25 protein-coding genes and 1 tRNA gene are annotated in these 23,883 nt (G+C 64.6%); 13 read left to right on the forward strand and 13 right to left on the reverse strand.

What is annotated here, in order from left to right:
- The first annotated feature begins 23 nt into the window (after window positions 1-23).
- A complete protein-coding gene (locus CK226_RS24085) occupies window positions 24-875 on the forward strand; it encodes a YihY/virulence factor BrkB family protein (RefSeq protein WP_027047430.1) in 852 nt (283 codons plus the stop codon).
- 149 nt (window positions 876-1,024) lie between these two features.
- Here CK226_RS24085 and CK226_RS24090 read toward each other — a convergent pair whose 3' ends face one another.
- Together CK226_RS24090 and gluQRS are read right to left on the reverse strand one after the other, a co-directional pair.
- Window positions 1,025-1,939 (reverse strand): DMT family transporter, encoded by a 915-nt coding sequence (locus tag CK226_RS24090; RefSeq protein ID WP_095772288.1) that lies wholly within the window; start codon window positions 1,937-1,939, stop codon window positions 1,025-1,027.
- Window positions 1,940-2,088: 149 nt separating this feature from the next.
- On the reverse strand, window positions 2,089-2,964 hold the full coding sequence (gene gluQRS, locus CK226_RS24095; RefSeq protein ID WP_095793241.1) for a tRNA glutamyl-Q(34) synthetase GluQRS: 876 nt from the start codon (window positions 2,962-2,964) through the stop codon (window positions 2,089-2,091).
- A 75-nt stretch (window positions 2,965-3,039) separates the two neighbouring features.
- Here gluQRS and CK226_RS24100 point away from each other — a divergent pair, with 75 nt between their 5' ends.
- The 3 genes from CK226_RS24100 to CK226_RS24110 all read left to right on the forward strand — a co-directional run bounded on the left by CK226_RS24100 (window position 3,040) and on the right by CK226_RS24110 (window position 4,661).
- Window positions 3,040-3,681 carry a DNA-3-methyladenine glycosylase gene (locus CK226_RS24100; RefSeq protein ID WP_095788036.1) on the forward strand — a complete coding sequence of 214 codons (642 nt, stop codon included), beginning with the start codon at window positions 3,040-3,042 and terminating at the stop codon, window positions 3,679-3,681.
- Window positions 3,682-3,809: 128 nt separating this feature from the next.
- Complete coding sequence (locus CK226_RS24105; RefSeq protein ID WP_010911702.1) at window positions 3,810-4,367, forward strand: HNH endonuclease; 558 nt, start codon at window positions 3,810-3,812, stop codon at window positions 4,365-4,367.
- A 30-nt stretch (window positions 4,368-4,397) separates the two neighbouring features.
- Window positions 4,398-4,661, forward strand: a complete 264-nt coding sequence (locus CK226_RS24110) for a hypothetical protein (RefSeq protein WP_095787863.1) — start codon at window positions 4,398-4,400, stop codon at window positions 4,659-4,661.
- Window positions 4,662-4,679: 18 nt separating this feature from the next.
- Here the strand turns inward: CK226_RS24110 and CK226_RS24115 are convergent, their stop codons facing one another.
- Both CK226_RS24115 and CK226_RS24120 read right to left on the reverse strand, forming a co-directional pair.
- The gene (locus tag CK226_RS24115) at window positions 4,680-5,198 is read right to left on the reverse strand and encodes a disulfide bond formation protein B (protein WP_095772290.1); all 519 of its coding nucleotides are present in this window, start codon (window positions 5,196-5,198) and stop codon (window positions 4,680-4,682) included.
- Between the two features lie 28 nt (window positions 5,199-5,226).
- Window positions 5,227-5,811 carry a YqaA family protein gene (locus tag CK226_RS24120; protein ID WP_095772374.1) on the reverse strand — a complete coding sequence of 195 codons (585 nt, stop codon included), beginning with the start codon at window positions 5,809-5,811 and terminating at the stop codon, window positions 5,227-5,229.
- A gap of 276 nt (window positions 5,812-6,087) precedes the next feature.
- Here CK226_RS24120 and CK226_RS24125 point away from each other — a divergent pair.
- Window positions 6,088-6,172 (forward strand) — tRNA-Leu (locus CK226_RS24125).
- Window positions 6,173-6,193: 21 nt separating this feature from the next.
- Here CK226_RS24125 and CK226_RS24130 read toward each other — a convergent pair.
- The 5 genes from CK226_RS24130 to secA form a co-directional block, all read right to left on the reverse strand.
- On the reverse strand, window positions 6,194-7,366 hold the full coding sequence (locus CK226_RS24130; protein ID WP_095793242.1) for a YncE family protein: 1,173 nt from the start codon (window positions 7,364-7,366) through the stop codon (window positions 6,194-6,196).
- Window positions 7,363-8,217: a creatininase family protein gene (locus CK226_RS24135; RefSeq protein WP_245437824.1), complete on the reverse strand. Its 855-nt coding sequence runs from the start codon at window positions 8,215-8,217 to the stop codon at window positions 7,363-7,365. The genes CK226_RS24130 and CK226_RS24135 overlap by 4 nt, the downstream gene beginning before the upstream one ends.
- Before the next feature lie 89 nt (window positions 8,218-8,306).
- Complete coding sequence (locus CK226_RS24140) at window positions 8,307-9,587, reverse strand: GNAT family N-acetyltransferase (protein ID WP_095793244.1); 1,281 nt, start codon at window positions 9,585-9,587, stop codon at window positions 8,307-8,309.
- Window positions 9,587-10,987: a lipopolysaccharide biosynthesis protein gene (locus CK226_RS24145; RefSeq protein WP_095793245.1), complete on the reverse strand. Its 1,401-nt coding sequence runs from the start codon at window positions 10,985-10,987 to the stop codon at window positions 9,587-9,589. The genes CK226_RS24140 and CK226_RS24145 overlap by 1 nt, the downstream gene beginning before the upstream one ends.
- Before the next feature lie 402 nt (window positions 10,988-11,389).
- Window positions 11,390-14,122, reverse strand: a complete 2,733-nt coding sequence (gene secA / locus CK226_RS24150) for a preprotein translocase subunit SecA (protein ID WP_095793246.1) — start codon at window positions 14,120-14,122, stop codon at window positions 11,390-11,392.
- A gap of 262 nt (window positions 14,123-14,384) precedes the next feature.
- Between secA and CK226_RS24155 the strand changes: the two genes are divergently transcribed.
- Entirely contained in the window at window positions 14,385-15,296 is a 912-nt protein-coding gene (locus tag CK226_RS24155; RefSeq protein ID WP_095787858.1) for a peptidylprolyl isomerase, read from the forward strand.
- Between the two features lie 68 nt (window positions 15,297-15,364).
- Here the strand turns inward: CK226_RS24155 and CK226_RS24160 are convergent, their stop codons facing one another.
- Window positions 15,365-15,961: a TetR/AcrR family transcriptional regulator gene (locus CK226_RS24160; RefSeq protein ID WP_095793286.1), complete on the reverse strand. Its 597-nt coding sequence runs from the start codon at window positions 15,959-15,961 to the stop codon at window positions 15,365-15,367.
- Between the two features lie 259 nt (window positions 15,962-16,220).
- Here CK226_RS24160 and CK226_RS24165 point away from each other — a divergent pair, with 259 nt between their 5' ends.
- Window positions 16,221-17,438 (forward strand): MFS transporter, encoded by a 1,218-nt coding sequence (locus CK226_RS24165; protein ID WP_095793287.1) that lies wholly within the window; start codon window positions 16,221-16,223, stop codon window positions 17,436-17,438.
- A 22-nt stretch (window positions 17,439-17,460) separates the two neighbouring features.
- On the opposite strand, the gene CK226_RS35620 is transcribed toward CK226_RS24165, so the two are convergent.
- The gene (locus CK226_RS35620; protein ID WP_245437825.1) at window positions 17,461-17,850 is read right to left on the reverse strand and encodes a hypothetical protein; all 390 of its coding nucleotides are present in this window, start codon (window positions 17,848-17,850) and stop codon (window positions 17,461-17,463) included.
- Window positions 17,851-17,923: 73 nt separating this feature from the next.
- A complete protein-coding gene (locus CK226_RS35625; protein ID WP_245437826.1) occupies window positions 17,924-18,688 on the reverse strand; it encodes a caspase domain-containing protein in 765 nt (254 codons plus the stop codon).
- A gap of 167 nt (window positions 18,689-18,855) precedes the next feature.
- On the opposite strand from CK226_RS35625, the gene argJ reads away from it, so the two are divergent.
- The 5 genes from argJ (at window position 18,856) to CK226_RS24195 (ending at window position 22,118) form a co-directional block, all read left to right on the forward strand.
- Window positions 18,856-20,097, forward strand: coding sequence for a bifunctional glutamate N-acetyltransferase/amino-acid acetyltransferase ArgJ (argJ, locus tag CK226_RS24175; protein ID WP_095793247.1), 1,242 nt, complete (start codon window positions 18,856-18,858; stop codon window positions 20,095-20,097).
- A gap of 29 nt (window positions 20,098-20,126) precedes the next feature.
- The gene (locus CK226_RS24180; RefSeq protein WP_095787856.1) at window positions 20,127-20,879 is read left to right on the forward strand and encodes a GNAT family N-acetyltransferase; all 753 of its coding nucleotides are present in this window, start codon (window positions 20,127-20,129) and stop codon (window positions 20,877-20,879) included.
- An 8-nt stretch (window positions 20,880-20,887) separates the two neighbouring features.
- Window positions 20,888-21,310, forward strand: coding sequence for a (deoxy)nucleoside triphosphate pyrophosphohydrolase (locus CK226_RS24185; RefSeq protein WP_095772298.1), 423 nt, complete (start codon window positions 20,888-20,890; stop codon window positions 21,308-21,310).
- Window positions 21,311-21,513: 203 nt separating this feature from the next.
- Window positions 21,514-21,831, forward strand: coding sequence for a hypothetical protein (locus CK226_RS24190; protein ID WP_095793248.1), 318 nt, complete (start codon window positions 21,514-21,516; stop codon window positions 21,829-21,831).
- A 107-nt stretch (window positions 21,832-21,938) separates the two neighbouring features.
- Window positions 21,939-22,118 (forward strand): Flp family type IVb pilin, encoded by a 180-nt coding sequence (locus CK226_RS24195; RefSeq protein WP_095793249.1) that lies wholly within the window; start codon window positions 21,939-21,941, stop codon window positions 22,116-22,118.
- A gap of 24 nt (window positions 22,119-22,142) precedes the next feature.
- Here the strand turns inward: CK226_RS24195 and CK226_RS24200 are convergent, their stop codons facing one another.
- Window positions 22,143-23,015 carry a methyltransferase domain-containing protein gene (locus tag CK226_RS24200; protein ID WP_095793250.1) on the reverse strand — a complete coding sequence of 291 codons (873 nt, stop codon included), beginning with the start codon at window positions 23,013-23,015 and terminating at the stop codon, window positions 22,143-22,145.
- 65 nt (window positions 23,016-23,080) lie between these two features.
- On the opposite strand from CK226_RS24200, the gene CK226_RS24205 reads away from it, so the two are divergent.
- Complete coding sequence (locus tag CK226_RS24205) at window positions 23,081-23,881, forward strand: ComF family protein (RefSeq protein WP_095793251.1); 801 nt, start codon at window positions 23,081-23,083, stop codon at window positions 23,879-23,881.
- Window positions 23,882-23,883: the final 2 nt, after the last annotated feature.

Consider the following 23,883-nt stretch of genomic DNA (forward strand, 5'->3'; position numbering starts at 1 on the left):
ACAATCGAAGGGAACGCGGGTTCTTGTTGCGGAATATAGTCGCCCTGCGTCGCGTGCTCTACGACGCGCTCGGCCATTTCAACACCGATGACGGCTGGGCGATGGCCAGCCATCTGGCGATCACCTCGCTGATGGCGCTGTTTCCGTTCCTGATCTTCGCCACGACGCTGGGCAGCTTCCTCGGCGCCCAGGCCTTTGCCGACACGGCCGTGCACCTGGTCTTCGACACCTGGCCCGATCAGATCGCCAAGCCGATCGCGCATGAGGTGCTGAACGTGCTGACCGTCCGGCGCACCGACCTGTTGACCTACGGCGTGCTGCTTGCCGCCTATTTTGCCTCGAACGGCATCGAGGCGCTACGCACTTCGCTCAACCGCGCCTATCGCGTCACCGAGACGCGCGGCATCATCTATCGCCGCGTGCAGAGCATCTTCTTCGTGCTGATCGCGACGGCCGGCTTCCTGGCGATCAGCGTGCTTCTGGTGTTCGCACCCCTGCTGGCGCGGCTGGCGGAGGCGCATTTCGAATGGATAAAGCCCTATACCGGCACGATCACGCTGTGGCGCTACGTCATTGCCTCGGCCGTCATCATCGGCGGGCTGTTTGCCGTGCACTACTGGCTGCCGGCCGGCAAGCGCCGCTTCGTCTCGCTGGTGCCGGGCATCGTCTTCACACTGGCCGCATGGCTCATCGGCTCGACGATGTTCGCCACCTATCTCGACCATTTCTCGTCCTATGTGACGACTTACGCCGGGTTGGCCTCGATCATGATCGCGGTGGTCTTCCTCTACATCGTCTCGGCGATCTTCATCCTCGGCGGCGAGCTCAATGCCGCGATCAGTCGCTATCTCGAGGCGCGTGCCCGGGTCGGATGAGGCGGCGCCGATGAGGAATTGGGGAATTGAAGAACTGGAGAATTGAAGAAAAAAGGGGCCATATCTGGCGCCGTGTGCTTCTTCCTCAATTCCTCAATTCCTCAATTCCTCAATTCCTCAATTCCTCAATTCCTCAATTCCTCAGTTCCTCAATTCCTCAATTCCTCAGTTCTTTTCAATCCCTCAATTCTTCCCTTGGCAGGCCGCGCCGTCGCCAGGCCGACGCCGAAGGTGGTGATCGCCATGCCGACGATCTGCAGCGCGTTGAGCTGTTCGTCGAACAGTGCCCAGGCGATGACCGCCGTCACCGCCGGTACCAGGTAGAACAGCGAGGCGACTTTCGACATTTCACCGTCACGAATCATCACCATCAGCAGGAAGATGGCGCCGAGCGACAGCACCAGCACCAGCCAGGCCATGGCGAAGATCAGTTCGCCGTTGATGGTGACGGTGTGCGTTTCGAAGGCGAGCGCGGCCAGGATCATCAGCGAGGCGCCGCCGACATATTGCCACATGGTCGCGGCGACGAGGTCGCCGCCGGAAGCAAAACGCTTCTGCCAGATGGTGCCGGCGCTCATGCCGAGCACCGAGACCAGCGAGGCGGTCAGCGTCGCCGCGGTCACGCCACCACCGAGCGCGCCAAGCTTTGGCCACAGCACGATGACGATGCCGATCAGGCCAATGCCAAGGCCGAGCCAGTGGCGCGGCAGGATCGCTTCTCCCAGGAACTTGCCGGCAAGCACTGCGGTGATCAGCGGCTGCAGGCCGACGATCAGGGCCGAAAACCCGGCCGGCATGCCCCTGTGGATGGCCCAGAAGACGGCGCCGAGATAGACGCCATGCATCAGCACGCCGGCGCCGGTGGCGTGTAGCGCCTCCTTGCGGGTGGCTCGCTTCGAACCCAGAACGGGCATCAGGGCTGCCAGCAGGATGGCCGCTATGACGAAACGGGCGGCGAGGAAGGTGAACGGCTCCGCCCATGGCATGGCATAGCGCGCGCCGATGAAGCCCGTTGCCCACAGGACGACGAAGGTGGCGGGGATGAACCGCTTGATGCTTTGCATTTTCCGGAGACCGCCACGCTGGTGAAAAACTGACCGTGGCGCTGCTCTAATCCCGTTCTACCCGGCGCGCAAAACGAAACGATTGATCCATGCATCACCGGAATTCAATCGGTGGCGGATTCGTCACGCGTGCCCAGAGCTCCACCGGCTCAGAGACCGACCATCCGTCTGACGTCGTCAGGCGATGCGCCGGCCTCGCGCAGCTTGCCAAGGCCGATGTCGCCAAGGCTTTTCGACAGTTTCCGCCCGTCCGGCCCAAGGATGAGCCGATGGTGGAAATAGGCGGGTTGCGGAAGCCGAAGAAATTCCTGCAGCAGGCGCTGCACGCCGGTGGCGGAAAACAGGTCCTGCCCACGCACGACATGACTGACCGCTTGCAGGGCGTCGTCGACAATGACGGCCAGGTGGTAGCTGGTCGGGATGTCGCGGCGCGCCACGATCACGTCGCCCCAGTCCTGCGGGCGGGCCTCGACCGAGCGCGTCGCCGATAGTGTCTCATCGCTGAATTCGGTCCATGCGAGGTCCCTGCCTACGCGTGCAACAGCGGCATCGACATCAAGTCGCCAGGCGAAGGGCTCGTTTTCGGCGATACGCCGTTTGCGTTCCTTGAGCGGCAACGCCTTGTCGGACGGAGGATAGAGTGGCACGCCATCGGGATCGCGCGGCCAGTCACGCCCGCGCTTTTCGCTGTCGGCTATGAAGGCCCTGATCTCGCCACGGCTCATGAAGGCGGGGTAGACGAGGTCCTCGCGGATCAGCCGGTCGAGCACCGCCTGATATTCTGCGAAATGCTCCGACTGGCGGCGCACCGGCTCTTCCCAGCCAAGGCCCAGCCACTTCAGGTCGGCAAGCACGCCGGCTTCGAATTGCGGCGTGCAGCGCGTGGTGTCGATGTCCTCGATGCGCAGCAGCAGGCGGCCGTCGTGGGTCTGCGCGAGCTTCTGGTTGAGCAGCGCCGAATAGGCATGGCCGAGATGCAGTTCTCCGTTGGGGCTGGGCGCGAAGCGGAATGTCAGGAGCGTCATGTCTGAGGCGGCAATCGGGTTGTGCTGTGCTTTTGGCGGTTGCTACTTTGCTGCACATTGGTGGACAAGGATACCATGCAACGCATCGCGACACTGGACGACATTGCGCGGGGGCTCGATGCGCTTTGCATCATCGACCCGCGCCTGGAAAAGGTGCGCGGCATGGCCGGCGAGGTGCCGCTCCGGCTTTCGGAGCCGGGATTCAGGAGCCTGGCCTCGATCGTCGTCTCGCAGCAAGTGTCGCGGGCGAGCGCCGACGCCATCTTCGGCCGGCTGACGAAGCTCGTCGATCCGCTGACGCCGCAGGCGATCCTGGCCGCCGGCGAGGACATGTTTCGCGAGGCAGGCCTGTCGCGGCCCAAGCAGCGCGGACTGATCGCGGTTGCCCAGGCGGTGGCCGACGGGCTCGACCTCAATCACCTCTGTTCGCTCGACGCGACCGAGGCGATCACCGCGATGACGGCGGTGCCCGGTATCGGTCCGTGGACGGCGGAAGTGTACCTTCTGTTTGCCGCCGGGCACCCCGACATTTTCCCCGCGCGTGACGTTGCGCTGCAAAGCGCGGTCGGCCATGCGCTCGGTATCGACCCGCGTCCGCCGGAGAAAACACTGATCGCATTGGCCGAATCATGGAGCCCGTGGCGAGGTGTCGCATCGCGGCTTTTCTGGTCCTATTATCGCGAAACCAGGGGCAGGGATGCCGCGCCGCCGTCCTGAATCTACAAAAAAGCATAAAAATCGGGGTTTTTTGACGCTTTGGGCAAGCGACAATCCGCTTCACATCCCTGTCATGTCGGGCTTACAGTATCCGCGCCGTTCGGGTCTAGAACCAAGGAGGTAAACACGTGACGGTTGCCGTATCTCCGGATGGGCTTCCAGCACTGGTGCTGAACGCGGATTACCGTCCGCTCAGCTACTACCCCCTGTCGCTCTGGTCCTGGCAGGACGCCATCAAGGCGGTGTTCCTCGACCGTGTGAACATCGTCGCCGAATACGAGCATGCGGTGTCCTCGCCGACCTTCTCGATGAAGCTGCCGAGCGTGGTCAGCCTGAAGGCCTATGTGAAGCCGTCCAGGCACCCGGCCTTCACCCGCTTCAACGTCTTCCTGCGCGACCGCTTCCAGTGCCAGTATTGCGGCACGCCCGACGACCTGACCTTCGACCATGTCATCCCCCGCCATCGCGGCGGTGCGACGACCTGGGAGAATGTCGTCGCCGCCTGCTCGCCCTGCAATCTGAGGAAGGGCGGCATGATGCCGGCGCATGCCAAGATGTGGCCGCTGCAGAAGCCCTATCAGCCGACCGTGCATGATCTGCACAACAACGGCCGCCTGTTCCCGCCGAACCATCTTCATGAAAGCTGGATGGATTATCTCTACTGGGATGTCGAGCTGGAACCATAGTGTCGGTGAGCAGAGCCGATTGGCCGACGCATGTACAAGATCACCATCGAGTGCCATGACGTTGCGCCGACGCTAGGCCCGCGAGCCGCCGTCGATATAGAGCAAGAGTTCCGCGCTGGCCGAACCTGGCACCGGCAGCCCAGCTGTACCTATGCCGACGGGAAACTTCTGCTTGTCGCAAGAAATGACTTTGACGCCGACGGAAAGGCGCTGCTCGACGAATTCTGGGACTGTCTCGCCGTGTATCTTGGAGAACACGGAGCCATGAACATCCTCAGCGTCGAGCAGGTCTGAAAATCGCCCCGATCCGCGTCAATCGCGGGCCAGCGCACCGCGGAAGGCGACGGCGGCCAGGATGAGGCTGGCGATGGCGTTCCAGCCCGCCAGCGACAGGCCCAGGATGCGCAGAGCCGCCTTGTCGCAGGACGGCGGCACGAATTTGTCGAGCGCGTCGAGCACGCCCTTGCCGCCGGTGTCGACCGGGCCGGCGCCCGCCGTGCAGTCGGTCGGACCGGCCCACCACTGCCATTCGACTCCGGAATGATAGACGCCGAGATAGAGGCCGTAGAGCATCAACAGGCCGCCAATGCCCAGCAAGCCGCGCGTCAGCCAGGCCGGCGCCCGCAGCATCGATGCGATCACCGCCAGCACCATCAGCGGCGCGCCGATATAATAGGGCGTGCGCTGCTCGAGGCAGAGATGGCAGGGGATATAGCCGCCAATATACTGGAAGCCGAGCGCCGAGCCGACGGTCGCGGCCATGGCGACGGCGAGAAACAGGGCGGTCCGTGTCCGCTGGCGTCCGGTGTCGGCATTCATGGTCGCTGTCATGGGTCTTTTGTCCGTTGGTCCGGCCCGCTTAGAACGCGTATTTGACGATGATATAGAGCAAAATCAGGGCAGCCGCCGCGGCGCCTGCGATCAGCCCGAGGCGCTTTTCGATAAATTCGCGGATCGATTCGCCATAGCGCCGCAGCAGCCAGGCCAGGAGCAGGAAGCGCGCGCCGCGAGCGACGATGGCCGAGATGATGAAGATCAGCAAATTGACGTGCAGGGCGCCGGCAAGGATGGTGACGACCTTGATTGGCGGCAGGTGCGCGAGACCGGAAGTAACAAGCAGCACCAGCATCAGACCGACGCCAGAATTCTGCCAGCGCTCGAAGGTCTCCAGGCCGCCGAAATGCTCCAGGATCGGACGGGCGATGGTGTCGTAGGCGAAATAGCCGATCATCCAGCCGGCGATGCCGCCCAGCACCGAGGCGGCGGTGGCGGTCAGCGCATAGCGGTAGGCGCGGTCGGGGCGTGCCAACGCCATCGGAAGATAGAGTACATCGGCCGGCACGAAGAAGAACGAGCTTTCAATGAAGGCGATGATGGCAAGCCACCATTCCGCGGATTTCCTGGCCGCCAGCGACAAGGTCCAGTCGTAAAGTCCGCGAAGCATCGGCACTCCTATGCGTGTCGCCCAAACGGTGCGCAGCGATTTCGGGGCAATGGCATGCACAAAACAAAAAACCCAAAGCGCGCCATCCATCCGCCGGGACGCGCCTCGCTTTGATGCGCCGCCTGTCTAGAAAGATTTTCCGCGACGCACAATGGCAGCGCGGTCACGAAATCAAAAGGCGAAGATTGGTCGCATCCTGGTGATCTCGAGATTTGGCCAGTTGACGAACAGGCCTCCGACCGTATAGTCCGCGCCCATCCAGGCCGCCCGGCCTGAGCCCCTATGGCGGAATTGGTAGACGCGCTCGACTCAAAATCGAGTTCCGCAAGGAGTGCTGGTTCGATCCCGGCTAGGGGCACCAATTTTTTCCGCAACCGCAACGCTACCGCATGTTGCCGGTATGGCCCTGCGAATATCTGCCGGGCTGCGGCCAGACCGTCAGACCATGCGGCTCGACGCCGACCCGGATTTTCGTCACGGCGCCCGAGGTGGTGTCGATCATGTAGGCCTCGCTGTCGAAGCGGCCGGACAACCACAATTGCCTGCCGTCGGCGCTGACATTGCCCATGTCGGGGCTGCCGCCACCGGGTATTGGCCATTGCGCGACGACCGAACGGGTGGCGAAGTCGATGACGGTCACGCTGCCCGGCCCCTTTGCACGGCCTTGCTCCATCTTGTGTGAGCCGCGGTTTGAAACGTAGAGTTTTGTCCCGTCGCGGCTCACGACAAAGCCGTGCGTTCCGATGCCGGTGGCGATGAAGCCGATCTCGGAAAAGCTGTCTCCGTCGATCAGGAACACGCCGTCGTTCATCATGTCGGCGACATAGAAGACCTTGCCGTCGGGCGAAAGCCGGATGTCCTGCGGCATGCCCATCTTCGACAAAGCGAGGTGGCCGAGCACCTTCTGGTTTTTCAGGTCCACCTTCAACAGTCCGCCATCGCCGTATTCGCAGGTGAATATGGCGTAGGCATTGTCGGCGGAGAAATCGGCATGGTTGATGCCGGGACAGGTCGGGGTCGGTATTGATGACTTCAGCGCCATGGTCTGCGGATCGCGCAGATCAAGCCGCTGATAGGCCTCATCGACGATGACGGCCGCACTTCCATCCGGCATGAAGTACATGTTGTAGGGGTCATCGACCGGGATTTCGTGACCCGGCCTGGCGGTCTTGGGGTCGATCGGCGTCACGCTGCCCTTGCTGGTGCCGCTGGCGTTGTTGGCGACCCAGAGCGTCCTGAGATCCCAGGCCGGAACGACGTGCTGCGGCTTGCGCCCGACAGGGAACCTGTCGACCTCCTTGAGCGTCGCGGGGTCGATGACCGATACGCTGTTGGACGAGCGGTTCGGAACATAGACGCGCGGCAGCGCGCCTGTCGTGGCCGGGCTCAAATGATCAGAGGTTGTCTGGTCGTAGATATTGACCGGAGAGCCGGCAGGCGGCGGCTCGCTGCAATCCTCCGGGCACGAGCCGGCCCAAGCCGATGCCGGCGAGAGGGCAAGCAACAAAACGAGCAGGGCGCGGAAGCTCGTGAACCGTGGATATGGCTTGATCATTTGGGCTGCTGTCTTGCGAATTCGCGGATCGCTTCGGTCGTCCCGTTGACGATCAGGTCGACGCCGAGTTGACCAAACTCGGCCGACGATCGTGTCGGGTCGCCACCATAGACGCCGTCGTCGGCGCCGAGCTTCGGCGCCGCCGCGAGGCGATCCTTGCGCACCATGGAAGGGTCGATGGCGAGCATCAGCGATGTGTCAGCCAATCCGGCGTGGGTTCCGATCTCGGACTGCCTCGCGCCGGCCGACAGGAGCCTGTCGACATAGGCGCCCTGGGTGATCTGATAGTATTGCAGCGCCGCAAAGACCCGGACCGGGCTTTTGCTCCATTCGGCATTCAGACGATCGGCCACATGGCGCTCGTCGGCCTGATAGCCGCCATGGTCGCCGATCAGCACGATGGTCCTGAAGCCGTGCAGCTTGAAGCTGCGCGCCGCGGATTCGAGCAATTGCTCGAAAATCTTGTCGCTGATGGTAATCGTTCCGGGAAACCGCATATGGGCGCTCGGCGGGTCGATGGTTCCTTCCGGGACATAGGAGATCACCGGGGCGACCAAGGCGTTGCCGAGTTGACCGGCAATCTTCTCGGCCAGGAACTTGACCCGCACATTGTGCTTGCCCAAGGCCATGGCAGGACCGCTTTGTTCGGTGCCGCCGATCGGGACGATGATCGTCGTCGTCCCGGCGCTGATCCGATCGCGCAGTTCGGTCCAGGTCTGGTCTTCGAGGAAGACCGACGCATTGGCAGCATGGGCCGCCGAGGCAAGACCCGACAGAACCCAAAGGCCCACGACAATGCCCGCGAGGGTGAAATCGTGCCGTGCGATCAGCCTTCGGGCGATGCGTTGCACCGGACCGGATGTCGGCCGATTTCCCGCAGTCAATCCGGGGGCGGAGGTCGCGGCATGGCGTCGGCGGCCACGAAGGTTCGGGATCATGGCTATCGCCGTCTCAGCAGGCTCTTCATGCGGTTGCGCAGCAGGCGGGCCATGTTGCGGGTCTCGCGGTAGAGATGCAGCTGCGAGGCGGCCTGGCGGGCGAGCCGGTCGGCGTCCGGGGTCAGCCCGATCACCAGCGTGCCGATCGGCTTGCGCTCGGCCCACAGCCGGCTCATCACCGGATGATCCGGCACCGCGCAGGAATCGGTCATCATGATGTTGGGATCGTCGAGATGCTGCCGGGTGACCTCGATCATCAGCAGCGTGCCCGGCGAATAGGCGGCCAGCGTCTCGTCATAGGCCGTCTTCCAGGTATAGGCGACGCCGGCCTCGACGAAGACGATCAGGCAAGCGATGGAGCGGCCGTCGAGCGTCAGCGAATGGATGCGGCACATGTCCTGTTCGGCCAGCCGGTGCACTGCCTCGCGGGCAAAGGCGGCGCGGAAGCGGTCGATCGCCATGGCGGTGCGCTCACGGCCCTTCCAGCCGGAGGCTTCCAGCGTCAGGAAACCTTCGATGGCGTGGCGGATCTCCTCGGGGCCGCGCGCCACGACATGCTCCAGCCTGCCGAGGTCGGCAAGGCGCCGCTTCAGGCGGCGGAACTCGCGATAATGGTGCGGGCGCAGCGAAGCCTTGAGGTAGTCGTCGCCGTCGAGCTCGCTCTCCAGAACGGGGCGCGGGGTCTGGCCGGTGGTGACCAGCGTCAGGCCGCGCGTCTCGGCCACGGTGTCAAGCAGGCTCGCCACCGGACCGTCGAGCCTGATGTCGGGCAGCACGAAGACTTTCGGCAGCTTGAGGTGCGGGCGCGACAGCATCGAGAAGAAATCCTCGACGACGCCGACCGGATCGTCGCGGTCGATCAGCGGCGTGCCAAGCGGACCGAACGGGCTCGACCAGGTGCGCATCACCGGAACGCCGAGCGGCACCACCGGACGCTCCACCGAGATCGGCACCAGCAGGCGCAGCCGGTTGCGGTATTCGTCGCCGTCGCGGATCACCGCCAGCCGCACCTCGCGATCCTCCAGCCGGGGCATGGCCGGCGCCAGGAAGCGCGGGTTGAAGAAGACGTTCGGCTCGATCGTGCGGGCGCACAGGTAATCCAGCTCCTCGACCAGGTCGAAGCCGGCGGACGCCGGGTAGATGGCAAGCTTGCGCTCCGGCCGGTTGTTGGCGAGGATTTCGATATGGGCGGGATCGGGATCGCGCGCCAGCCCGGCAAGGCCGGACACCATGGCGCCGGCGGTGCCGCCGCTGGTCTCCTCGAGCAACGGGATGGCGACCATCAGGCGGCTCCTTTGGCAGGCACGAAGATCGCCATGACGATGCCGAGCTTGCGCCAGACGGTGAAGGACAGCGCGCCGGCCTCGAAGATCATGGCGAAGGCGGTGGCCATGGCGGCGCCCCACAGGCCGAAATGCGGGATCAGCACCACGTTGAGGCCGATGTTGAAGGCCAGTGTCATGGCATAGACGGCGGCGCAGATGTTCTGGTTGCCGCTCATGGTGAGCAGGCTTTCGCAAGGGCCGACAGCGGCGCGCGCCACGACGCCGAAGACGAGCAGGAACAGCAGCGGATAGCCCGACGTGAATTCGGGGCCGAACAGCACCAGCATGGGTTTGCCCAGCGCCAGCACCAGCAGCGCCATCAGCAGCGAGGGCCAGAAGGTCCACGACACCGTCTCGCGGGCAAAGACGGCAAGCTTTTCCGGCTCGCCATGGGTGAATTGCGCATAGCGCTGGGCGACACCGGCCTTGACGGCGAAATAGACGAAATGCACCAGAGCCAGCGTCTTGACCGTGGCGAAATAGACGGCGACGTCGTTGGGATCCATATAGGCGCCGACCATCAGCACGTCGGCATTGGTGAGCAGGAAGAAGAAGCTTTCGACCAGGAAGATCGGCAGCGAGACGATGAACCATTGCGCGAAATGCACCTTCATCGGCCCGGCCGGGATCTGCCTTTCCATGCGGTGCGTGACGCCGACCAGCTGGGCGAGCGTGGTAACATAGGTGGCGCCGATCGAGGCGAAGATCGCCGTCCTGGCATCGGCCGCGTAGCCGGCGAACAGCATCAGCGCCATGAACAGCAGGATCAGCACCGGCCGTATCAGATAGGTCGGCGACAGGGCAAACAGCGCCCAGCTGTTCGCCCTGGCCTGGCCCTGCAACAGATCCGACAGCGCGATCATCGGCAAGCAGATGACGCCGAGGATGAAGGGGATCACGTAATAGTTTTCGATCCAGGGCGCCGCCAGCCAGACGCCGAGCGCGCCGAGCCCGGCAATGATGGTGGAGGCGATCAGCACGAACAGGCGGCTGGCCACGACGATGCCGCGCAGTTCATCCATCAGGCCGCGCTCGCGGTATTCGGGGATGAAGCGAATGACCGAGGTGTGGAAGCCGAGGCAGGCGAGGTTGCCGACGATCACCATCGTCACCCAGACCAGCACGAAGATGCCGTATTCGAACGAGCCCATCCAGCGCGCCATCAGCACCTGGCTGATGAAGGCGATGACGGCGCTGACGATGCGGATGGAGAAGGCGATGACCGACATGCGGCCGGCCTCGCCACGCTCATCGGCGGTGAACAGCACGGCGTCGATGCGGCCAAGCAACGGCCCGACGCGCAGCGCCAAACGCTGCGGCAAGAACCGCCCGGCAGTCGTGGCCGCGGAAAAGCGCACCCCGATCTCTCTCCGTTTTCCGCCTCTTTTTCAGGCGTTGGTGTAGCGGAGACACATTAAGAAAACGTGGGTGGGCGTCCTTCGTCCCGTGAGCAGGAGAAGGTGCCGGCAGGCGGAAGAGGGGCAGCGCCGGCTTCGAGAATTTCTGCTGATGCGGGAAGTTCGGGAAGAATTATCTACGAACGCACCGGGCTTTGCCGGGCCCGGAATGTCATCTCATCAATTGGAGATTTGGGCTAATCACGGAGCTCAGCGCCGCCCCTCATCCGCCCTTCGGGCACCCGGCCCTTCGCTATCGCTCCGGGCGTTCGTCGTTCGAAAAGCCAAGCAATTGGCTTTTCGTCCGCTGCGCGGACCACGCCTCACCCCCGGATAGTGACGGGGAGAAGGAAGAGCGCGTCCTTACGCAAAGGCCCCGTGGCAGTGCTTGTACTTCTTGCCGGAGCCGCAGGGGCAGGCTTCGTTGCGGCCGACCTTGCCCCAGGTCGCCTGGTTGTTCGGGTCGCGGTCCTCGGGGGCGACGACGGCGCTCTGCTCCTGGCGCACCAGGACGGCGGTTTCGCTGCCTTCGAAATCGTTCTCGCCAGTGGTGCCGTCAATATGCGTGCCGAACATGTCGGGCGCTTCCGGCGGCGGGGCTTCGGCGGCCTGGCGGACCAGTTCGACGCGCATCAGCTGCGCGGTGACGGCCTGGCGCAGATTGCCCAGCATCGCCTGGAACAGCTCGAACGCCTCGCCCTTGTACTCCTGCAGCGGGTCGCGCTGCGCGTAGCCGCGGAAGCCGACGACCGAGCGCAGGTGGTCGAGGTTGACGATGTGCTCGCGCCACAGATGGTCGAGCGTCTGCAGCACCACGGAGCGCTCGACATAGTTCATCACTTCGGGGCCGAAGCGCTCGGCGCGCTCCTTGGCGGCGGCGTCGGCGGCAGCCGTGATGCGCTCGCGGATGTCGTCCTCGGCGATGCCCTCTTCCTTGGCCCAGTCCTCGACCGGCAGGTCGAGATTGAGGAATTCGGCGACCTCGGCCTTGAGGCCGGCGACATCCCACTGTTCGGCATAGGCGTTTTCGGGGATCGCCTTGGCGACGATCTCGTCGATGACGCCCTCGCGCATCTCGGTGATGGTTTCCGAGAGGCCTTCGCCGTCCATCAGCTCGATGCGCTGCTCGAACACCACCTTGCGCTGGTCGTTGGAGACGTCGTCATACTTCAGCAGGTTCTTGCGGATGTCGAAATTGCGCGCCTCGACCTTCTTCTGCGCCTTTTCCAGCGCCTTGTTGATCCAGGGGTGGATGATCGCCTCGTCTTCCTTGAGGCCGAGCTTCTGCAGCATGCCGTCCATGCGCTCGGAGCCGAAGATGCGCATCAAATCGTCCTGCAGCGACAGGAAGAATTTCGAACGGCCCGGGTCGCCCTGACGGCCGGAACGGCCGCGCAACTGATTGTCGATGCGGCGCGATTCATGGCGCTCGGTGGCGAGCACGTAGAGGCCGCCGGCGGCCAGCGCCTTTTCCTTCAGGCGCTCGACGTCGTCATTGATTTCCTTTTCCCGCGCCTCGCGCTCCGGGCCTTCCGGCATGTCGCCCAGTTCGTCGGCGATGCGCATCTCGGCATTGCCGCCGAGCTTGATGTCGGTGCCGCGGCCGGCCATGTTGGTGGCGATGGTGATGGCGCCGGGCTTGCCGGCCTGGGCGACGATCGCCGCCTCGCGCTCGTGGTGGCGGGCGTTCAGCACCTCGAAGTCCTTGAAACCTTCCTTGCGCAGGCGCTCGGCCAGCTGCTCGGATTTTTCGATGGAGGTGGTGCCGACCAGCGTCGGCTGGCCCTTGGCGCTGGCCTCGCGGATCTCCTTGACGATCGCCTTGTACTTCTCCTCGACCGTCCGGTAGACCTCGTCGTCCTCGTCCTTGCGGATGACCGGCAGATTGGTCGGGATCTCGGTGACTTCGAGACCGTAAATGTTGCCGAATTCCTCAGCCTCGGTCAGCGCCGTGCCGGTCATGCCGGACAGCTTCTTGTAGAGGCGGAAGTAGTTCTGGAAGGTGACGGATGCGAGCGTCTGGTTCTCCGGCTGGATCGCCACATGCTCCTTGGCTTCCAGCGCCTGGTGCAGGCCTTCCGAATAGCGGCGGCCGGGCATCATGCGGCCGGTGAACTCGTCGATGATGACGATCTCGCCGTTGCGCACGATGTAGTCCTTGTCGCGCTGGAACAGCTGGTGCGCCTTCAGCGCGTTGTTGACGTGGTGGACGATGGCGACGTTCTCGACGTCATAGAGCGACTCGCCCTTCAGCAGGTCGGCATCGCGCAGCAGGTTCTCCAGCTTCTCGGTGCCTTCCTCGGTGAAGATCGAGGTCTTCTGCTTCTCGTCGATCTCATAATCCTGCGGCTGCAGCTGGATGATGAAAGTATCGATGGTGTTGTACATTTCCGAGCGGTCCTCGAGCGGACCGGAAATGATCAGCGGCGTGCGCGCCTCGTCGACCAGGATGGAATCGACTTCGTCGACGATCGCGTAATTGTGGCCGCGCTGGACCATCTGGGCGCGCTCGTACTTCATGTTGTCGCGCAGGTAGTCGAAGCCGAGCTCGTTGTTGGTGGCGTAGGTGACGTCGGACGCGTAGGCGACGCGGCGCTCCTCGTCGGACAGGCCGTGGACGATGACGCCGACCGAGAGGCCGAGGAATTTGTAGACGCGGCCCATCCATTCGGAGTCGCGGGTGGCGAGATAGTCGTTGACGGTGACGACATGGACGCCGTTGCCGGCGAGCGCGTTGAGGTAGACCGGCAGTGTCGCGACCAGGGTCTTGCCCTCGCCGGTGCGCATCTCGGCGATGCCGCCATTGTGCAGCACCATGCCGCCGATCAGCTGGACGTCGAAGGGACGCATGCCGAGCACACGGCGTGCCGCCTCGCGCGCGGTGGCGAAGGCCGGGACCAGAAGGTCGTCGAGGGTGGCGCCATTGGCGATGTCCTGGCGAAATTTTTCCGTACGCCCCGCGAGTTCGGCGTCGGAGAGCGCCCGCATCTCGTTTTCCATGGCGTTGATCGCCTCGACACGGGGCCGGGTCGATTTGACCCGACGGTCGTTGGAGGAACCGAAAACCTTACGGGCGAGACCGCCGAGACTGACCATCCAATGGTCCTTTCGATAGAATTCTCAATCTTGAGACAGGCGCCGGCCGGCCCCATCAAATCCGCGTGATCGCACCGCCTGAATACGGGCAAACACAAAAAGCGCCCGGAAAACGGTTCTGGACGCAAAGTCGTTGGACAGATAAGAGGGGGCTCAACTGATGTCAACGCCGCGCTGGCCCTGCCGGTCGCGCCAAATTCCGCCACAATCTGGCTGATCTGGAAGCCACCCCTCCTTACAATCCTCCACCGGAGTCATCCTTATGCCCTTGTTGTTCCGCCGTGCGTCGCTTGCCAGCCTTGGCCTGGCCTTCGGCCTGTCGGCTCTTTGCCTGTCGCCCGTCATGGCGCAGGAGGCCGCTCCTGCTGCTCCGGCCGCACCCGCGGCGGCGCCGGTCGACCCCAATGCCGTGGTCGCCACCGTCAATGGCCAGCCCCTGACCGAAGCCGACCTGGTGCTTGCCGAGGGCGAGCTGTCGCAGCAGTTCGCGCAGCTGCCGCCCGAACAGCGCCGCGCGGCTGCCCTTTCGGCGGCCATCGAGATCCGCGTCATGGCCGCCAAGGCCGTTACCGACGGCCTCGACAAGGATCCCGACTTCCAGCGCCGCATGGCCTTCCTGCAGCAGCGCGCGCTGCATGGCGAGATGGTCGAGAAGGGCGTCGTCAACAAGGTCACCGACGCCGAGATCCGCGCCCGCTACGACCAGGAAATCGCCAACACGCCGCCGGTCAACGAGGTGCATGCCCGTCACATCCTCGTGAAGACGAAGGAAGAGGCCGAGGCGATCATCAAGCAGCTCGACGGCGGCGGCGATTTCCAGAAGCTCGCCAACGAGCACACCAGCGATCCATCGGGCAAGTCCAATGGCGGCGATCTCGGCTGGTTCGGACCCGGCCAGATGGTGCCGGAGTTCGACAAGGCGGCCCTCGCGCTCGAGGTCGGCAAATATACCGAGCAGCCCGTGCAGACGCAGTTCGGCTGGCATGTCATCAAGCTCGAGGACAAGCGCGCCAAGCAGCCGCCGGCCTTCGACGACGTCAAGGACCAGGCCAAGCAGGCAGTCATCCGCGACAAGTATTTCGCGCTGGTCAAGTCGCTGCGCGCCGGCGCCAAGGTCGAGATCCCCGACGCCAAGCTGAAGCAGGCCGTCGACACAATGGAAGCCGGCAAGTAAGCCTGATTGAGTTTCAAAAGGGCGCGGCAGCCAAGGGTTGCCGCGCCTTTTTTTTGACCGGCATACCGCTATCTGCCGGCTGCTATGCCTTGCAGGAGATAGCGGACCATCTTGCGTATCGTTGCCTCGGGCTCGTCGAGCCGGTTGGTCAGGAGATGCCGCCAGGCGTAGGAAGCGATGAGATCGGCGACCACGCCCGCATCGATATCGCCGGCGATCTCGCCCCGCGCCTTGGCGCGCTCGATGATCTGGCCAGTGTGGGTGCGACGCGCTCCGGCATAGCCGGCCAGGGCGGCCGCCGCGGTTTCATCCGACTGTGCCTCGGCGATCAGCGACTTGAAAACATTGCCCGACGATGTCTCGCGCCAGTGCGTGAACAGATTGACCAGGAAGCCGACGAGATCCTCCTCCAGGCTTCCCGTATCGGGAATGTCGACGCGCTTCTGGCGCTGGTAGACTTCGAGCAGCAGTGCCGCCTTGCTCGGCCACCAGCGGTAGATGGTCGGCTTGCCGGCACGGGCGCGGCGCGCCACCGCCTCGATCGAGAAGCCGGCATAGCCGGCCTCGACCAGCACAGCTTCGGCAGCCTCCAGAATGGCTTCGGCGCTGTCGGGATTGCGCCTGGCGCCAATCGATTTGCGTGCCGGATCGGCGATTTCGCCCATGAGCCGTTCCTCCTGAAGCGGTTGCGGGTCGGCTACGACAACCCAACTGCAACCGTTGCCTTCGCCCGCATTCGCCAGCTGGAGGCCGGCCATCCGGGAGCAAAAGCGGTCGTTTTCCTTGCAGCGTTCCTGCTGGCGCCAAATGAAGTCATTTGGCCGCAACATACGCTGACGCCAAGAGACGTTCATACATCATTGCTTGACGAAACGGAACGGTTCGTTCTATTCAACGAAACGTTTCGTTCCGATGGACATCACCATGACAACCATTATCGCATCCGGCTCCGCACCCGCCGAGACGACAATTTCGAGTTGGATCACCTTCTTGCTGGCTGCCGCCTGCGGGCTGATCGTCGCCAATATCTATTACGCACAGCCATTGATTGGCCCGATCGGCGCCGAACTTGGCCTGCCCCCGCATGCGGCTGGCCTGATCGTTACGATGGCGCAGATTGGCTACGGGGTGGGCCTGCTGTTCATCGTGCCGCTTGGCGACCTCGTCGAGAACCGCAGGCTCGTGCTTGGCATACTCGCCGTTGCGACGCTGGCCTTGCTGGGCGCGGCGATTTCAACGCAGCCGGCGGCATTTCTGGCCGCGATGCTTTTTGTCGGCCTTGGCTCGGTCGCGGTGCAGACCCTTATCCCCTATGCGGCCCACCTGGCGCCGGAAGCCAGGCGTGGCCGCGTGGTCGGCAATGTCTCGGTGGGATTGTTGCTGGGCATAATGCTGTCACGGCCGTTTTCCTCCTTCATCACCGCGCTCTCGTCCTGGCATGTCGTCTACTTCACCTCTTGCGCCGTCATGATCGTGCTGACCGTGGTGCTGCGGTTCGCGCTGCCCAGGCGCGTGCCGACGGCGCGTCTGAGCTACGGCGCGCTTTTGGCGTCCATGGTACAGATTGCGCGCTCGACACCGGTCCTGCGGCGGCGGGCTCTCTATCAGGCCTTCCTGTTCGCGGCCTTCAGCCTGTTCTGGACGACGACGCCGCTGCTGCTGGCCGGACCCGATTTTGGCTTGACGCAGCGCGGCATAGGCCTGTTCGCTTTGGCGGGCGTCGCCGGCGCAATCGCCGCGCCGCTCGCCGGAAGGGTCGCCGACCGCGGATGGAGCCGCCCGGCGACAGCCTTTGCCATGCTGTGCGTCGCCGCCGCCTTTCTTGTAACCCATATCGCCCATAGCGGTTCGACGCTTTCGTTGGCGCTGCTGGTCGCCGCCGCCATCGTGCTCGACTTCGGCGTGCAGACCAACCTTGTCCTCGGCTATCGGGACCTGTTCGCGCTCGGCGCCGCGCATCGCAGCCGCCTGAACGGACTCTACATGGCGACGTTCTTCATCGCCGGCGCGATCGGCTCGGGCGTCGGCGGTTGGGCCTATGCGCAAGGCGGCTGGCCACTGGTGTCCTGGATCGGCCTGGCGCTGCCGGTTGCTGCACTGCTCAGTTTCGGCACCGAATTCATGTCGCGCCAAAGCCCGTGAATTCGCGCCCCGGGTCAGCGCATCATTGCGTCGCCTGCGAGGTTTCGGATTCGATGCGCCATCCCTCCACGGCCTTGACCAGCCCGAGCGTGACGCGCGCCTTGCCGGTCAGCCGTGCCGCCGACTTGTCCTTCGGCACGTAGTCGTAGCGCATGGCAAAGGCGGCGTCGGCGCGGTCCTCGCCATGCGGCGTGATCTCCAGGCTGCCGGGTTCCAGCCCGAGCGACCACGAGGACCACTGCGCGAACCAGTCGGTCTTCACCTTGACGATGGCATCGGCGTCGTAGCGTGTGCCGAAAATGGTGGCCGACGCGCCGTAGATCCGCTTGACCGTTTCAGCCATCGTCTTGGTGTCCGGCGTCAGATAATCCCGGCGCAGGAATTGTTCGATCGAAGTCTTGTCGTCACCCACGGAGCGTTCAAGTGCAGCGACCTGTGGAGCCGGCGCCGGCTCGGCCGCCGGCTTGGGTTTCGGGGCAGGGCCTTCACCCGGGACGAATTCGAAGCGTTCGAGCAGCGAGCCCTGCTCCCAGGGGCGCTGGCCTTCGGGTTTGCGAAACGACGTCGCGGCGCACCGCGATCATCATGTCGTTGATGCTCTGGCCGGGCTCGGCGATGTGCCGCAACAGGGCGGCGGCAAAGGGCGAGTTGCGCCCGGTGCCGTCCATGGCGACCGCGCCCGGCGCCGTCGAGAAGGCGATGAAGGAGCCGCGCGTCGAATCGAACTGCGCCAGGCCGGCGAGCGCCGTCGCCGAGCGCGTGGTGGCGGCGCGGCTCATGCTGCGCGCAAACGGGTTGTTGCGGCAGGCATCGAGAAACACCAGGCTGACCGTGGTCTGCTGTTCCATGATGTCGAGGACTTCGTCGATCGGCACGGCTTCGAGCTGCAGTTTCACCGGCATGTCGAGCCTGGCGTCGACCGGCACGATGTAGTTGCGCCCGTCGACCTGCAGGCCGTGGCCGGCATAGTAGAAAAGCCCGACGCCCGCGCCTTGGAGCGCATCGGAGAATTCGCCGATGCTGCGTTCGAGCTCGCGCTTGCCGAGATCGTTGCCTTCGATGACCTCGAAACCGATGGAGCGCAGCTTGTCGGCGATGTCGAGCGCGTCGTTGACCGGATTGGCCAGCGTGCCGGCCTCGGCATAGGTGCCGTTGCCGATGACGAGAGCCACGCGCCGCGCCGGCTCAGCGTCGGCGCTCAGCAGCAACAGTCCCAGAAATGCCCAAGCGAGGATCGCGAGCCTGCCCATGGGCGCGATCATAGCGTCACAGGGCCCGGCGATGCCAACAGACTTGAAATGCAGGCTTAATCCGGCGTGGTTCGCCGCCCCGGCAGGCGCGGCGAAAACGCCCTTGCGCCCGCGCGCCGTATCGGGCAAACCGGCCTTCCCTTGCGATTTTCCCGCCCGAGGTCCCCATGTCCACGACGATTTCGCCGCTCGCGCCGAAGAAGTACCCCAAGATGCCTGTCATTGAAGGGGTGCGCATCGCCACCGCCGAAGCGGGGATAAAGTACAAGAACCGCACCGACCTGCTGGCCATGGTGTTCGATGCCGGCACCGCGGTCGCCGGCGTGTTCACCAGGTCGAAATGCCCCTCGGCGCCGGTCGATTTCTGCCGCCAGAACCTTGCCGCCGGCAAGGCGCGGGTGCTGGTCGTCAATTCCGGCAATGCCAACGCCTTCACCGGCAGGAAGGGCCGCGAATCCACCGCGCTGACCGGCGAGGCGGCGGCAAAGGCTGCCGGCTGCACGGCAGGGGAGGTCTTCCTGGCCTCGACCGGTGTCATCGGCGAGCCGCTCGACGCGACCAAGTTCAGCCACCTGCTCGCCGGACTGGTCAGCGTTGGCAAGCCCGACCTGTGGACCGAGGCGGCGAAGGCCATCATGACCACGGACACCTATCCGAAAGTGGCGACGCAGACCGTCAAGCTTGGCGATACCGAGGTCACCATCAACGGCATCTCCAAGGGCGCCGGCATGATCGCGCCCGACATGGCGACGATGCTGTCCTTCATCGCCACCGACGCGCCGATCGCGGCCCCTGTGCTGCAGGATCTGCTGTCGCGCGGCACGGCCAAGACCTTCAACGCGGTGACCGTCGATAGCGACACCTCGACCAGCGACACGCTGCTGATCTTCGCCACCGGCAAGGCGGCGAAGCGCGGTGCGCCCGAAATCACCGACCCGAACGACGCACGGCTCGGTCAGTTCCGCCGGGCGCTCGGCAAGGTGCTGAAGTCGCTGGCGCTGCAGGTGGTGCGCGACGGCGAGGGCGCCCGCAAGCAGGTCGAAGTCACCGTCACTGGCGCGAAATCGGCCCGCTCGGCCAAGCGCATCGCGCTGTCGATCGCCAATTCGCCCCTGGTCAAGACGGCGGTCGCCGGAGAGGACGCCAATTGGGGCCGTGTCGTCATGGCCGTCGGCAAGGCCGGCGAGCCCGCCGACCGCGACCGGCTGTCGATCTGGTTCGGTGACAACCGGCTGGCGCATGAGGGCGAGCGCGATCCGGCCTATTCGGAAGAAGAGACCTCGGCCTACATGAAGCGCGACGATATCCGCATCCGTGCCGATATCGGCATTGGCCGCGGCAAGGCGACGGTGTGGACCTGCGACCTCACCAAAGAATATGTCGCCATCAACGGCGATTATCGGAGCTGATGGTTTTGGCTTCCAGGCATCCGGCAAGCATGCTTGCGATCGTGCGCCGCTACGAGGCGGCCGGCTTTCGCGCCTGGCCGGCGGCCGCCGTCCATTATGACGGCACCTGGGTGGTGCGGCTCACCGCCGGCCATCCGGCGAAGCGGTTGAATTCGGTCAACCCGCTCGATCCCGGCGACATCCAGCACATAGCCGACCGCATCGGCCGCGCCAGCCGCCGTTTCGACGCCTATGGCAGGCCGCTGACGTTCCGCATGTCGCCGCTGTCGGGTCCCGATCTTGCCGGCCATCTCGACAAGGAGGGCTGGAGCCGGTTCGACGAATCGCTGGTTATGCGGCTGCCGCTGGCCGACGCCCAGCTCGATGCCGCCATGGACCAGATTCCGCTCAAGGACATCAGCCGCTTCATCGGCGCGTCGCTCAAGGTCAGCGGCTCGGACGTTTCGCTGCGGCCCGGCCTGTCGGAGATCATCGGCGCCATCCAGCCCGAGGCCGGGCTGTTCGCACTGGAAGATGGGGCGGAGGCGCTGGCGACGTTGATCTGCGTGCATGACGGCGATCTCGCCGGCCTGTTCGAAGTCGCCACCGACAAGGCCGCGCGCAACAAGGGCCATGGCAGCAACCTGATCCGGTCGGCGCTGAAATGGGCACGGCTGCGCGGCGCGCGGGAAGCCTGGCTGCAGGTCGAGGCCGGCAATGTGCCGGCTCTGGCGCTCTATCGGTCGCTCGGCTTCGAGGAAGTCTATCGCTACCATTATCGCCGGCCGCCCGGTCATGAGTGAAATTGGGCATGAATGATCCGGCCAATACCGGCAAGCGCCTGCTCCTGGTCGCGGCCTGCGCGCTTGTCGATACCGACGGCCGCGTGCTGCTCGCGCAGCGGCCCGAGGGCAAGCAGCTTGCCGGCCTGTGGGAATTTCCCGGCGGCAAGGTCGAGCCCGGCGAGACGCCGGAACAATGCATCATCCGCGAATTGCACGAGGAGATCGGCATCGAGACCGAAATCCCGTGCCTGGCGCCGCTTACCTTCGCCAGCCATTCCTATGACGGCTTCCATCTGTTGATGCCGCTGTTTGTCTGCCGCCGCTTCCGCGGCATTGCCCAGCCCCGGGAAGGGCAGGCGCTGAAATGGGTACGGCCGAAGCAGATGCGTGACTATCCGATGCCGCCGGCCGACGCGCCGCTGATTCCGTTCCTGATCGATCTGCTCTGAGGATTTGTCTTGACGCAATTCCCAAGGGAAAGCGCTCCGCGCTTTCCCGGGAAAACCGCTTCACACGTTTTCCTGGAGTTGCTCTGAGGAGCGGGCCACCGCCCATATCAGCCAGCGTTAATGGAAGATTTATCTCATCATGAAAAATTGATGCATGGCCGCGTCGTCGCGGCCGCGTCGCGGATTGGCGGGGGAGCGATAGGATGAGCCTGGACAGGGATTGGGATTCGATCCGGCCCGACCGCGGCTTTCGTGCCGCCGATGCGGGCATGGGCATCCTGCGCGTGACACTGCTGTTCGGCTCGGCCGCGGTGGCGGTGGCGCTGATCGCGACCCCATACCTCGACAGCCAGACGCGCTCGCAATCGGCGCGCGATGATTTTCCCGGTGGTCTCGACATGACGGCCACCGGCTCGATCGGCCATCGCACCACCTATACGGTGCGGCGCAGCGTGCTGCAGGCGCAGCCCGATTCGGTCTGCATCATCGGCTCCGATGGCAGAACCAGCGGCGACTGCTGACATGGTTGGAATTTGCAAGAGTTGGCGGTTTCACCGCCTGTTAAGGCTTTGCCGTTAACCTTTCTTAACAGGTCGGCGGTAAGGTCCTCGGCGAGGGGATCGAGGTGATGAAACCAGTGCTGCTGCATTTTCTGAAAGACGAAACCGGCGCCACGGCGGTTGAATATGGCTTGATCATCGCTGTGTTGTCGCTGACCATCGTCGCCGGCATCGGTCAGGTGTTCAACTCGATCACCTGGCTGTTCAGCGACAATGGCAGCCGGCTTGCGAACGCGTTCGCACCCTGATCCGGCTGTCCGCGGCTGACCCGATCATTGCCCGTCGGGGGCTTCCAGTATCGTCTTCAGCGAGACTTTGGCTGAACCCGGCTTCAGCGGTTTCTGCTGCGATGCATCGGGCGCCCAGCCGGACATCCAGACCATCGAGAAACTTGCGCGGATCCGGCCGTCGGCGTCGGAAAACCGCTCGGCATAGATTTCCGCGGCACGCGCAAACAGTCTGCGTGTGCCCGGCCGCCGGCTGCGATCGGTGAGGGCGCTGGTTTCGCCCATGGCGCGCAGATCGGCCATCAAGGCAAACAAATTGGCATAGCGCACCGTCACGGTCTCGACATCGGCGACCGGCAGGGCAAGACCGGCGCGCTGCAGTAGCGCACCGGCGTCGCGCACGTCGGTAAAGGGGATGACGCGGGGGCTGGCGCCGCCGTAAAGCTCGGTCTCGGCGGCAAGCAGGCTCTCACGCAACTCGCCGAGCGTGCCGGCGCCGGCGAAGGCGCCGAGAAAGAGCCCGTCCGGCCGCAGCGCGCGACGGATCTGGATTAGCATGCCGGGAATGTCGTTCATCGCCTGTAGCGACAGAAGCGATACCGCCAGATCGAGGCTTGCCGGCTCGAACGGCACGGTTTCCAGCGGCGCGACGAGGCCGACGGCACCCATCAGGAAGACGGCGTCCGTCTCGACGCGGACGATCTCCGCCACCTTACCGCTCGCGGCGAGCACATCGGCCGCGGCCGGCGTCTGGCAAAACAGCACCGCCGCCTTGCCGAACCGCCGCTCGACGGCACCCAGCCGGTCGGCAAGGTCCTCGGCGGCACGGTTCATCAGGAAATCGGCGCCGTCGACAGGATGGCTGAGCGCGCGCCGCTTGTGCGCCAGCCACAAAGAGGTATCCATAATAGGCTGCAACGGGTGGATCCTTGTTTGTCCACGCCCTGATATACTTGGTACACTCGGTGCGGAGAACCAACCACGTGGCCGATCCGATGCCAGAGATCAAGTCCATCGGGATCAGGAACCTCGCACGATCGGCCCTGGGCTGGCCGGCGCGCATGCTGTTTCCGCCGGTCTGTGCCGGTTGCCGCCGGCATGTCTCGCAGCCGGGCGTGCTGTGCGGCGCCTGCTGGCCAAAGCTGCGGCTCTTGGAACGGCCCTGGTGCCCGGTGATGGGCACGCCGTTCACCCACCATATGGGCGAGGGTTTTCTGTCGGCCGAGGCGATCGCGGATCCGCCGCCCTTCGAGCGGGCGCGGGCAGCCGTCGCCTATTCCGGCGTTGCCCGCCAGATGGTGCAAGGGCTGAAATACCAGGATCGCACCGATCTGGCGCCTTGGATGGCGCGCTGGATGGTGCGCGCAGGCGCCGATCTCATCGCCGAAGCCGATGTGGTGGTGCCGGTGCCGCTGCACTGGCGGCGTTTTTTCCGGCGGCGCTTCAACCAGCCGGCGGAACTGGCGCGTGCGGTTTGTGAGCTCAGCGGCCTGTCTTTCGCGCCTTCCGCCATGCGGCGCGTAAAACTCACCCGCCAGCAGGTCGGGCTCGAGCGGCAGGAGCGCGAGGAGAATGTGCGAGCCGCCTTCCGCGTGCCTGCCGAGGCGGAGATCGAGATCGCCGGCCGCAGGGTGCTTCTGATCGATGACGTCTACACCACGGGCGCCACCGTGCGCGCGGCCACCAAGGCGCTGAAAAAGGGAGGTGCCGCCGCCGTCGACGTGCTGACCTTCGCGCGTGTGCTGCCGGGGGACTTCCGGGCGGACGAGTCCGTGACTATATAAGT

Origin of the sequence: Mesorhizobium sp. WSM4311, assembly GCF_002295115.1 — a bacterium.
Lineage (GTDB): Bacteria > Pseudomonadota > Alphaproteobacteria > Rhizobiales > Rhizobiaceae > Mesorhizobium.

Coding starts and splice junctions, on each gene's coding strand:
- CK226_RS24140 (WP_095793244.1), bottom strand. CDS start 9,587: ATGGTCGCCATCCCGTTGCTCGAGGAGACCAGCGGCGGCACCGCCGGC.
- CK226_RS24165 (WP_095793287.1), top strand. CDS start 16,221: ATGACAACCATTATCGCATCCGGCTCCGCACCCGCCGAGACGACAATT.
- CK226_RS24110 (WP_095787863.1), top strand. CDS start 4,398: ATGTACAAGATCACCATCGAGTGCCATGACGTTGCGCCGACGCTAGGC.
- CK226_RS24130 (WP_095793242.1), bottom strand. CDS start 7,366: ATGATCAAGCCATATCCACGGTTCACGAGCTTCCGCGCCCTGCTCGTT.
- CK226_RS24120 (WP_095772374.1), bottom strand. CDS start 5,811: ATGCTTCGCGGACTTTACGACTGGACCTTGTCGCTGGCGGCCAGGAAA.
- CK226_RS24190 (WP_095793248.1), top strand. CDS start 21,514: ATGAGCCTGGACAGGGATTGGGATTCGATCCGGCCCGACCGCGGCTTT.
- gluQRS (WP_095793241.1), bottom strand. CDS start 2,964: ATGACGCTCCTGACATTCCGCTTCGCGCCCAGCCCCAACGGAGAACTG.
- secA (WP_095793246.1), bottom strand. CDS start 14,122: ATGGTCAGTCTCGGCGGTCTCGCCCGTAAGGTTTTCGGTTCCTCCAAC.
- CK226_RS24155 (WP_095787858.1), top strand. CDS start 14,385: ATGCCCTTGTTGTTCCGCCGTGCGTCGCTTGCCAGCCTTGGCCTGGCC.
- CK226_RS35625 (WP_245437826.1), bottom strand. CDS start 18,688: ATGGGCAGGCTCGCGATCCTCGCTTGGGCATTTCTGGGACTGTTGCTG.
- CK226_RS24090 (WP_095772288.1), bottom strand. CDS start 1,939: ATGCAAAGCATCAAGCGGTTCATCCCCGCCACCTTCGTCGTCCTGTGG.
- CK226_RS24185 (WP_095772298.1), top strand. CDS start 20,888: ATGAATGATCCGGCCAATACCGGCAAGCGCCTGCTCCTGGTCGCGGCC.
- CK226_RS24100 (WP_095788036.1), top strand. CDS start 3,040: ATGCAACGCATCGCGACACTGGACGACATTGCGCGGGGGCTCGATGCG.
- CK226_RS24160 (WP_095793286.1), bottom strand. CDS start 15,961: ATGGGCGAAATCGCCGATCCGGCACGCAAATCGATTGGCGCCAGGCGC.
- CK226_RS24195 (WP_095793249.1), top strand. CDS start 21,939: ATGAAACCAGTGCTGCTGCATTTTCTGAAAGACGAAACCGGCGCCACG.
- argJ (WP_095793247.1), top strand. CDS start 18,856: ATGTCCACGACGATTTCGCCGCTCGCGCCGAAGAAGTACCCCAAGATG.
- CK226_RS24115 (WP_095772290.1), bottom strand. CDS start 5,198: ATGACAGCGACCATGAATGCCGACACCGGACGCCAGCGGACACGGACC.
- CK226_RS24180 (WP_095787856.1), top strand. CDS start 20,127: ATGCTTGCGATCGTGCGCCGCTACGAGGCGGCCGGCTTTCGCGCCTGG.